We start from the raw sequence: 9,561 nt of genomic DNA on the forward strand, positions 1-9,561 counted from the left end.
CAGGGTCATCCACGCGCTCGCTCGGTAGCGTGTTGAAGCGGAAGGCGGCGGGCCCTATGGTCCGCCGTCTTTTTTGCAGCCCCTCCCCACGAGCCCGATTTGACCACCTCGACCGAGCCGCTTGCGTTTCAGGACCTGATCCTGACGCTCCACCGCTATTGGGGCGAGCAGGGCTGCGCCATCCTGCAGCCCTATGACATTGAAGTCGGGGCCGGCACGCTGCACCCCGCCACCGTCCTGCGCGCCCTCGGCTCCAAGCCGTGGAAGGCCGCCTATGTGCAGCCCAGCCGCCGCCCCGGCGACGGCCGCTATGGCGAAAACCCCAACCGCCTCCAACACTATTACCAATACCAGGTTCTGCTCAAACCGAACCCGGCTGACCTTCAGGAGCTGTATCTCGGCTCGCTGGCGGCCATCGGCATCGATCCGAAACTGCACGACATCCGCTTCGTCGAGGACGACTGGGAAAACCCCACCGTCGGCGCCTGGGGCCTGGGCTGGGAGGTTTGGTGCGACGGGATGGAGGTGACGCAGTTCACCTATTTCCAGGGCGTTGGCGGCATAGAGGTCGATGTGGTGTCGGGCGAACTGACCTACGGGCTGGAGCGCTTGGCCATGTATGTCCAGGGCGTGGACAACGTCTATGATCTGAAGTTCACCAAGGAGGGGCTGACCTACGGCGAGGTCTTCCTGGAGAACGAGCGCCAGCAGTCGGAAGCCAACTTTCACGGCTATGACGTGGACGGTCTGAAGCGCCGGTTCGAGGATATGGTGGGCGAGGTTCAGCGCCTGCTCGACATGCGCGGCCCGCAGGATCAGCCGCTGGTCCTGCCCGCCTATGATCAGGTGCTGAAGGCCAGTCACCTGTTCAACCTGATGGACGCCCGCGGCGCCATCGCCGTCGCCGAACGCCAGAGCTACATCGGCCGCATCCGCGAACTCTGCAAAGCCTGCGCCCTCGCCTACGTCGAACAAGAGCGGAAAACCGCCTGATGCCCCAGCTGCTTCTCGAAATCTTCTCCGAAGAAATCCCCGCCCGGATGCAGCAGGGCGCCGCGCGCGACCTTCAGCGGATGGTCTCCGACCGGCTGAAGGCCGCCGGCCTGACGTGGGAGGCGCTGACGACCTATGCCGGTCCGCGCCGCCTGACCCTGGTCATCGACGGCTTGCCCGCCGCCACGCCGGACCGCGAGGAAGAGGTCAAGGGTCCGCGCGTCTCGGCCCCGGAACAGGCGCTGGAAGGCTTCCTGCGCAAGACTGGCCTAACACGCGATCAACTGACCGAACGCGACGGCGTCCTGTTCGCCGTCCTGTCGTCCAAGGGGCGCGCCACGACCGATCTGGTCGCCGAGACGGTGGATCAGGTCATCCGCACCTTCCCCTGGCCCAAGTCGATGCGCTGGGGTGCCGGCACGCTGCGCTGGGTGCGTCCGATCAAGCGCATCCTGTGCCTGTTCGACGGCAAGGTGGTCCCGTTCGAGATCGACGGGATTCAGAGCGATGCGATCACCGAGGGGCACCGCTTCATGGGTTCCGGCGAGTTGCTGCGCGTGAGTGACTTCGTCGACTATCGCACTCAGCTGGAAAAGAACTTCGTCCTGCTGGACGTCGCCGACCGCAAGCTGCGAATTCTGGAACAGGCCAAAGCCGCCTGCGCCGCGCGCGGCCTCGCTCTGGTCGATGACGACGGCCTGCTGGACGAGGTTGCGGGCCTGGCGGAATGGCCGACGCCGATCCTGGGCGACATGGACCCGCAGTTCCTGGCCCTGCCGCCGGAAGTCGTGCGCCTGTCGATGAAGGTGCACCAGAAGTATTTCGCCGTCCGCGATCCGTCGAAAGAGGGCCTGGCGCCAAACTTCCTGGTCGTCGCCAATGTCGAGGCGACAGACGGGGGCAAGGCCCTGGCCGCGGGCAACAGCCGCGTGCTGAGCGCCCGCCTGAACGACGCCCGCTTCTTCTGGGACGAGGACCAGAAGGTCGGCTTCGACGCCTGGAACGCCAAACTGTCCGGCGTCACCTTCCACGCCAAACTGGGCACCCTGGCCGAGCGCGTCGAGCGCATCGCCGCCCTGGCGCGCGAAATCGCACCGCTGGTCGGCGCCGACGCCGACGAGGCCGAAACCGCCGCCCGCCTGTCCAAGGCCGATCTGCTGTCGGGCATGGTCAGCGAATTCCCGGAACTGCAGGGGATCATGGGCGGCTATTACGCCCGTCTCGCCGGCCATTCCGACGCGATCGCCGACGCCGTACGCGACCACTACAAGCCCCAAGGCCCCGCCGACACGGTCCCGACCGCGCCGGTCACGGTCGCCGTCGCCCTGGCCGACAAGGTGGACACCCTGGTCGGCTTCTTCGCCATCGACGAGAAGCCCACAGGCTCAAAGGATCCGTTCGCCCTGCGGAGAGCGGCGCTGGGCATCCTTCGCCTGATCTTGAACAATGAAATCCGTCTTGGCTTGACGAACGACGCCTTCGCGCCGGCGACCGCATTGATCACCAAGCAGGGCAAGGTCGAACGTCAAGTCGATAAGCTGTCTCTGTCGTCAGAGCTGGCGTCCTTCTTTGCCGACCGCTTGACCGTCTTGCTGCGCGATCAGGGCCAGCGCCACGACCTCGTCGCCGCCGTCTTCGCTCTGGGCGACGACGACCTCGTCCGCATCGTGCGTCGGGTGGAGGCGCTGGCCGCCTTCCTCGCCACCGACGACGGGGCCAATCTGCTGGCGGGCTACAAGCGCGCCTCCAACATCCTGCGCGCCGAGGAGAAGAAGGGCTCGCTGCCGACCGGCATGGTCCAGACCGGCCTGCCGAACCAGCCCGAGGCCGAGACCACCCTGGCCTTCGCCGTCGGCGCCGCCCGCACCGCCGTCGAGGCCGCGCTGGAGACCGAGGACTTCGCCGCCGCCATGACGGCCTTGGCGCGCCTGCGTGCGCCCGTGGACCGCTTCTTCGACGACGTTCTGGTCAACTCAGGCGTCCCCGCCGAACGCGAAAACCGCCTGAAACTGCTGGGCCAGGTCCGTGCCGTCATGGGCCAGGTCGCCGACTTCGGCCAGATCGCGGGGTAGAGCAGAACGCCTCCGTCTCTCCGCTGCGCTACGAGCCACCTCCCCATGGAATGGGGAGGAGACGGGACTTCGCCGCATCGTCTCCTCCCCACTTGTGGGGAGGGGGACCACAAAGTGGTGGAGGGGCTCTTAACTTCGGATTCGGTCCCTCGCCCTGTCGCCGATGAAATCGAGCACGTCACCCAGGTCCGTTCGCACCTGTTCGGCTGAGACGCGGATTACCGCAATGCCCTGGGTCGCAAGCCAGCGCGTGCGCCGGGCGTCATGTTCGCCTCGGCCTTCATGGCTTTCGCCGTCGACCTCGACGGCGAGCATCGCCTCGGCGCAATAGAAGTCGAGCACATAGACGCCCGCCGGATGCTGACGGCGGAACTTCAGCCCATCCAGCGCGCGGCGGCGCAGGTGGACCCACAGTCGGGCTTCGGGCGGGGTCAGAGCGCGGCGCAGGATGCGAGCGCGCGAGACGGAGCCTTCGTGCGTCAAGAACCCCTCCACCGCTTTGCGGTCCCCCTCCCCATTTCATGGGGAGGAGACGATGACGTCAAGGTTGTGCGCGCACGTCGCCCGGAAACCGCACATCCCCTCACGCATTGTTACATCCGCAATGGTCAAGGCCGCTCTCACGCGCTAGATCATGCTGCATGTGCGAGCGGGGCCAACCCGCCGGACGATCCGAAAAGCTCAGGGACTGCATGATGACTCAGTGGGTGTACGGCTTCGGCGGAGGCTCCGCCGACGGCGACGCGTCGATGAAGAACCTTCTCGGCGGCAAGGGCGCCAATCTGGCGGAAATGTCGTCGCTGGGTCTGCCGGTTCCTCCGGGCTTCACCGTCACCACCGAGGTCTGCACCCACTACTACGCCAACAACGAGACCTATCCGGCTGATCTGGACGCCCAGGTCCAGGCCGCCCTGGCCAAGGTCGAGGGGGTGGTCGGCAAGACCTTCGGCGATGTCGACAACCCGCTGCTGGTCTCGGTGCGGTCCGGCGCGCGCGCGTCGATGCCAGGCATGATGGACACGGTGCTGAATCTGGGTCTGAACGACCAGACGGTCGAGGGGCTGGCGAAACTGTCGGGCGACCGTCGCTTCGCCTTCGACAGCTATCGCCGCTTCATCACCATGTATTCCAACGTCGTGCTGGGCCTCAGCCACGACGATTTCGAAGAGGTGCTGGATCAGCACAAGGATCGCCTGGGCGTCACGGTCGACACCGACCTGACCGCCGCCGACTGGGAGAAGGTGGTCGCCGACTACAAGGCCGTGGTCGAGCGCGAACTGGGTCACGCCTTCCCGCAGGATCCCAATGACCAGCTGTGGGGCGCCGTGGGCGCCGTGTTCGAAAGCTGGATGAACGACCGGGCGAAATTCTATCGCCGCATGCACGACATCCCCGAAAGCTGGGGCACGGCCGTCAACGTCCAGTCGATGGTGTTCGGCAATATGGGCGAGACGTCGGCGACCGGCGTGGCCTTCACCCGCAACCCCTCGACCGGCGAGGCGCGCCTGTACGGCGAGTTCCTGATCAACGCGCAGGGCGAGGACGTGGTCGCCGGCATCCGCACGCCGCAGTCCCTGACCAAGATCGGCCGCGAGGAGATGGGCGAGACCGCCCCCTCGATGGAAGAGGCGATGCCCGAGGTGTTCGCCCAGTTCGTCGACGTCGTCGGCAAGCTGGAAAGCCACTACCGCGACATGCAGGACATCGAGTTCACGGTCGAACAGGGCCGTCTGTGGATGCTGCAGACCCGAAACGGCAAGCGCACCGCCAAGTCGGCGCTGAAGGTCGCCGTGGACCTCGCCGCCGAGGGCGTCATCTCTCAGGAAGAGGCCATCAGCCGGGTCGAGCCGTCGGCGCTGGACCAGCTGCTGCACCCGACGCTGGACCCCGATGCGGCGCGCACCGTGGTCGCCGCCGGCCTGCCGGCCTCGCCCGGCGCGGCGACGGGCAAGATCGTCTTCGACGCCGACGAGGCCGAGCGCCTGGCGGGTCTGGGCGAGGCGGTCATCCTGGTGCGTGAAGAGACCAGCCCCGAAGACATCCACGGCATGCATGCGGCGCGCGGCATCGTCACCGCCCGCGGCGGCATGACCAGCCACGCCGCCGTCGTGGCGCGCGGCATGGGCCGGGCCTGCGTCTCCGGCGCCGGCGAGATCCACATCGACGAGGCTAAGGGCGTGTTCACCGCGCGCGGCCGCACCTTCAAGGCCGGCGAGGTCATCACCATCGACGGCTCCAAGGGCGAGGTGCTGGACGGCGCCGTGCCGATGATCGAGCCCGAACTGACCGGCGACTTCCAGACCCTGATGGGCTGGGCCGACGACGTCCGCCGCCTGAAGGTCCGCGCCAACGCCGAGACCCCGCTGGACGCCAAGACTGCGCGCGGCTTCGGCGCCGAGGGCATCGGCCTGTGCCGCACCGAGCACATGTTCTTCGATGACACCCGGATCGCCGCCGTGCGCGAGATGATCCTGGCCGACGACGAGAAGGGCCGTCGCGCGGCGCTGGCCAAGATCGCGCCGTTCCAGAAGTCGGACTTCGTCGAACTGTTCGAGATCATGGCCGGCCTGCCGGTGACGGTGCGGCTGCTGGACCCGCCGCTGCACGAGTTCATTCCCCACACCGAGGAAGACATCGACGCCCTGGCCGCCTCGTCCGGCATCGACGCCGAGAAGCTGAAGCGCCGCGCCAAGGAGTTGCACGAGACCAACCCCATGCTGGGTCACCGCGGCTGCCGGCTGGGCGTCGCCTATCCCGAAATCTACGAGATGCAGGTCCGCGCCATCATCGAGGCGGCGCTGGAGGTCAAGCAGAAGTCGGGCGCCGCGCCCCTGCCGGAGATCATGCACCCGCTGGTCGCCCTGGGCCTGGAAATGAAATATCTGCGCGAGCTGACCGACCGCACGGCCAAGGCGGTGTTCGAGGAGACGGGCCAGAGCCTCGACTATCTGGTCGGCACGATGATCGAACTGCCGCGCGCCGCCATCCGTGCAGGCGACCTGGCCGAATACGCCCAGTTCTTCAGCTTCGGCACCAACGACCTGACCCAGACGACGTTCGGCATTTCGCGCGACGACTCCGGCCGGTTCCTGCAGGCCTATCTGGACAAGGGCATCTTCGAAACCGATCCCTTCGTGCGGTTGGACCAGGACGGCGTGGGCGGCCTGATCGAGATCGCCGCCGAGCGGGGGCGCAAGGTCCGGCCCGAGGTCAAGCTGGGCATCTGCGGCGAACATGGCGGCGACCCGTCGTCCATCGCCTTCTGCGAACAGGCCGGGCTGGATTACGTCTCCTGCTCGCCCTACCGCGTGCCGATCGCCCGTCTGGCGGCGGCCCAGGCCGCGCTGAACGTGGAGCGCGAGAAGGACCGATAAGCGATCCTATACCCGTCATCCTCGGGCTCGACCCGAGGACCGGCGGTCCCGGCGCTGGTGAAATAACGGCGACGCACAGTGTGTCCGACGTCCGATCCTCGGGTCGAGCCCGAGGATGACGGATAAAAAAAGGAAAGGCGGTCTCGATCGAGGCCGCCCTTTTTGCTGCGGCGCCACAAAGTCGCCAATCTTGACGGAACGCTGTATGTGTCCCGGCGTCCACAGGCATTCGTCGTGTTTTCGCGCCTCTGGAACAGATGACGCTGTGACCTATTTAAGCACTCGCTGGATGGGGCTGATGATCGGCTCGGTCATCACATCTAGGAGTTAATAAGAAACAATGCGTAACATTCTTCTCGCTGCTGTCGCCGTTTCCGCAATCGCCGCTCCGGCCTTTGCTCAAACCAATCCTGAGCCGCGTGGTTACGGCTCGTTGGGCTACACTCATCTTGAAGGCGACAATGCAACGACGGGTGCCGTCACCGGTCGTCTCGGCGTCAACCTCAACCGTTACATCGCTGTGGAAACCGAAGCCTCGGTCGGCGTGAAGCATGACGACTTCACCGTCGCCGGCGTCGATGGCGAGATCAAGCACGAGTGGGACGCCGCCGGTTACGTAGTCGGCAAGGTGCCGGTCTCTGACAAGCTGGAACTGTTCGCACGCGGCGGCTACGGCCACACCGAGCTGAAGCAGAAGTTCCCCGGCGCCAACACCGACGTGGGCGGTGACAGCTGGAACTACGGCGCCGGCGCCAACTACTACCTGGACGGCGTCAACGGCGTGCGCGCCGACTGGACCCGTCGCGACTACCGCGACAACGGTGGTGAAGCCGACGCCTATTCGGTCAGCTACATCCGTCGCTTCTGATCTGATCGATCAGTCATAACGACGAAGGCGCGCTCCGCAGGGAGCGCGCCTTTTTCGTTCAGGAGAGTGAAATCAGCCGAAGTCGCCGGCCAGGGCCCAACGCTGCGAGCCTTCGCCGAACGGGCGAACGAACCAGTCGCGATAGTATTCGAAGGTCTCGATGATCTTTTGGCGAAGATCGGGCGGATTGACCGCTTCGCCGCGCTGGCGCTTCATCGCCGCCACGCAATCGACCACCATGTTCTGATGCGCCGAGCCACCCATGCTCTTCAACACGGTGGCGATATCATGAGCCAAGCTTTCCAGGACCTGCTTGGGCGTCTTGTGAGCCATCTGGGACATCCCCTGTTCTCGACAGGAGAATGGGTGACAAAAAGTCGTGAAAGATTCAAGCGTGGCCGGGCGAGAATCATCATGGATGCGAATTAACCTGACATAACGCGGGTCGCGCGATTTGGTTCTCGCAAGGGAGAAAACCATGACGAATTTCGATCCGGCGGCCGCGACGGCCCAGTGGCTGGCGACCTTGTCGCCCCAGGAAACGGCCCGGGCCATCGCCTATACCCACGGTTCGCACTGGCTGATCCTGTGGAGCTTCCTGGTCTCGGCCCTGGTCGCCTGGATTATCGTGCGCACCGGCCTGCTGGTCGCGATCCGCAGCCGGATCGAACGTCGCCGTCGCCGGCCGATCCTGGCCAGTTTCGCCGTCGCCCTGGTCTATTCGGCCATGAGTTGGGCGCTGACGCTGCCGTGGGCGATCTATCAGGGCTGGTGGCGAGAGAAACAGTATGCGCTGACCAGCCAGGCGTTCGGCGGCTGGCTGGGCGAGGCCGTGATCGGCGCGGCCATCTCGATGGTGGCGACCTCGCTGCTGCTGGTGGCCATCTATGCCCTGATCCGGCGGGCGCGCCGGTTCTGGTGGGCCTGGGCGGCCGGTGTGACAGCGGCCTTCATCGTCATCGGTCTGGTGCTCGCGCCCCTGGTGATCGAGCCGATTTTCAACACCTATACGCCCGCACCGAACGGGCCGGTGCGCGATGCCGTCGTGACCCTGGCCAAACAGACCGGCACGCCGTCGGACAAGATCTTCATCTACGACGGCTCCAAACAGTCCGACCGCTACACCGCCAATGTCTCGGGCCTTTTCGGCACGGCGCGGGTGGCGATGAGCGACACCATGTTCAAACAGGGCGCGGATCTGGCCGAGGTGCGCGGCGTGGTCGGCCACGAGATGGGCCACTATGTCCGGGCGCACATTCTCTGGACCGTCGGCATTCTGGTCCTGTGGTCGGTGCTGGCCTTCTGGCTGACCGACCGGCTGTATCCCGTGGCGCATCGTCTTTTGAGGGCGGATCGCGTGGGCGACATCTCCGACCCTGCGGGCTTGCCGGTCCTGGCCTTGGTATTGGCCTTCCTGGGCGTGCTGGGCACGCCGGTCTTCGCCACCATGACCCGCACGATGGAGGAGGACGCCGACCACTTCTCGCTGGTTCACGCCAATGAACCGGACGGTCTGTCCAAGGCCCTGATCAAGACCGCCGAATACCGCGCCCCGTCGCCGTCGGCGATCGAAGAGTTCCTGTTCTACGATCACCCCAGCGTGGAGAACCGCATCCGCCGCGCCATGGAATGGAAGGCGACGCATCCCGCCCAAGCCGCAGCAGGGCAACCGACGCGTCGCTAGGGCATTGAAGGCTTCGCCATTCCAAGCGGAGCCTTCGCCCCATGATCGACCTCTATCGCGACCTCGGCCTGGGCGTTCCGGCCCTGATGGACATCGCGCCCCTGATCGCGCGGGTCGTGGTCGGGGGCATGTTCTTCCTGTCCGGCTTCTACAAGCTGTTCACCCCGGCCCAGGCCGAGAAGATGCAGAAGACGATGGTCGAGGCCGGCATCGCGGCGCCGCGCCAGACCGCCAAGTTCGTGTCCGTGTGCGAGTTCGCCTTCGGCGCCCTGCTGATCATGGGTCTGTTCACCAGCCTGGCGGCCCTGGTGCTGCTGATCATCAGCCTGGTCGCCCTGGTGACCGTGGCGTCGAAGTCGGTGGAGGGGACCAGCCTCGGCTATCGTCTCTCCAGCTATCTTGACCTGCCCGAGACCCTGCTGATGGCGATCCTGATCTGGCTGATCGCCAATGGACCGGGGCTGTGGAGCCTGGACTTCGTCCTGTTCCTGCCCCGGCTGTAGCTTCAATGCGACATTCGGCACTCTGACGTCATTCCGGGGCGTCCGAAGGACGAACCCGGAACCCAGG

At 65.9% G+C, this 9,561-nt stretch carries 8 protein-coding genes; 6 read left to right on the forward strand and 2 right to left on the reverse strand.

The annotated features are described in order from the left end of the window. Positions 1-99: 99 nt before the first annotated feature. Positions 100-993 (forward strand): glycine--tRNA ligase subunit alpha, encoded by an 894-nt coding sequence (locus tag VH88_RS02765; protein WP_039244438.1) that lies wholly within the window; start codon positions 100-102, stop codon positions 991-993. Beyond that, positions 993-3,065: a glycine--tRNA ligase subunit beta gene (gene glyS, locus VH88_RS02770; protein ID WP_045809872.1), complete on the forward strand. Its 2,073-nt coding sequence runs from the start codon at positions 993-995 to the stop codon at positions 3,063-3,065. Before VH88_RS02765 ends, glyS begins: the two co-directional genes overlap by 1 nt. A gap of 129 nt (positions 3,066-3,194) precedes the next feature. On the opposite strand, the gene VH88_RS02775 is transcribed toward glyS, so the two are convergent. Continuing rightward, complete coding sequence (locus VH88_RS02775; RefSeq protein WP_039244543.1) at positions 3,195-3,548, reverse strand: endonuclease domain-containing protein; 354 nt, start codon at positions 3,546-3,548, stop codon at positions 3,195-3,197. 209 nt (positions 3,549-3,757) lie between these two features. Here VH88_RS02775 and ppdK point away from each other — a divergent pair, with 209 nt between their 5' ends. Beyond that, positions 3,758-6,439, forward strand: coding sequence for a pyruvate, phosphate dikinase (ppdK, locus tag VH88_RS02780; RefSeq protein ID WP_156146730.1), 2,682 nt, complete (start codon positions 3,758-3,760; stop codon positions 6,437-6,439). 340 nt (positions 6,440-6,779) lie between these two features. Then, entirely contained in the window at positions 6,780-7,307 is a 528-nt protein-coding gene (locus VH88_RS02785; RefSeq protein WP_039244441.1) for a porin family protein, read from the forward strand. A gap of 72 nt (positions 7,308-7,379) precedes the next feature. Here the strand turns inward: VH88_RS02785 and VH88_RS02790 are convergent, their stop codons facing one another. Then, a complete protein-coding gene (locus VH88_RS02790) occupies positions 7,380-7,640 on the reverse strand; it encodes a hypothetical protein (protein WP_105625219.1) in 261 nt (86 codons plus the stop codon). Positions 7,641-7,785: 145 nt separating this feature from the next. Here VH88_RS02790 and VH88_RS02795 point away from each other — a divergent pair, with 145 nt between their 5' ends. After that, entirely contained in the window at positions 7,786-8,991 is a 1,206-nt protein-coding gene (locus tag VH88_RS02795) for a M48 family metallopeptidase (protein WP_045809873.1), read from the forward strand. A gap of 41 nt (positions 8,992-9,032) precedes the next feature. Beyond that, positions 9,033-9,494 (forward strand): DoxX family protein, encoded by a 462-nt coding sequence (locus VH88_RS02800; protein ID WP_052689465.1) that lies wholly within the window; start codon positions 9,033-9,035, stop codon positions 9,492-9,494. The last annotated feature ends 67 nt before the right edge of the window (positions 9,495-9,561 follow it).

Source organism: Brevundimonas sp. KM4 (assembly GCF_000964075.1).
GTDB classification, from domain to species: domain Bacteria; phylum Pseudomonadota; class Alphaproteobacteria; order Caulobacterales; family Caulobacteraceae; genus Brevundimonas; species Brevundimonas huaxiensis.